This is a genomic window from Flavobacterium araucananum, from assembly GCF_002222055.1.
GTDB lineage: Bacteria > Bacteroidota > Bacteroidia > Flavobacteriales > Flavobacteriaceae > Flavobacterium > Flavobacterium araucananum.
The window spans coordinates 1-873 of record NZ_MUGS01000136.1 but is presented as its reverse complement, the minus strand read 5'-3'; the positions used below and the strand labels follow the sequence as shown (position 1 = coordinate 873).

Annotated in this window: 1 pseudogene; it reads left to right on the top strand. The window is 36.5% G+C overall.

Going from position 1 to position 873, the window contains the following annotated elements:
* Positions 1-74: 74 nt before the first annotated feature.
* Positions 75-873, top strand: a pseudogene (locus B0A64_RS24835) (MauE/DoxX family redox-associated membrane protein); the annotation flags it as partial.

Genomic DNA, 873 nt, shown 5'->3' with positions numbered 1-873 from the left:
TTTAATTTAGTTTTCATAATACTGGGAGGCATTGCTGCCTTAATTCAATCTAGCAACTTTCAATATAATCTGTTATGAAAACAGCTAGAGCAATAACATTGATGGGATTTATAACAGCATTTGCTGTCGGTATTGTCGTAGTGCTGTTTCTTACTTCCGAAGATATCATGCACCACCGTAATAATTTCATTAGGCGATTTTCAGATCAAGTAGAGAAAAATTATGAAATCGACCTCCAATTAAAAGGATACTATTTTGCCGGGGAATCAGATGACAGCATCTATTTAGGGAATTATGATGCACCACTATATTTTGCTTCAGTCGACAAAAAACTAAAGAAGCTTCAACCACATGTAATGCAGATTGACCAAATGGACCTGCCTTATCGCTCCGTGGAGGTTCGTGTAAGGGGTTCCCAGATATTCCTGATCGATGGCACTGTACCTTGCGTATTTCGAGGGGAACTAAAATCACTAAAAATGAAATATGTAGTTAGGCCAGACAAAACATTTTCGCATGTAGTTGTAATTGATTCAGTGAATATTGCATATCGTACCCACAATAAAGACGGTGAAAGCATTTTGGGTTTATCTAAACTTGATGGAAGAAACAAAATAAATCAGAGGCTGCTACAAAAACAAATTGACGGGAACTTCGATGTAGATGGTTCATTATATTACGATGCAGAATTAAAAAAACTTGTATATGTTTACCTGTACAGAAACCAATATATAATAGCAAATCCTGACTTGTCGCTGGATTCTCGCGGGAATACTATCGATACTGTTTCCAAGGCTAAGATAAAGGTATCGTACATCAAAAGCCATAATGCAAAAAAAATGTCTGCACCACCTTTGTCTATTAATAGGACTG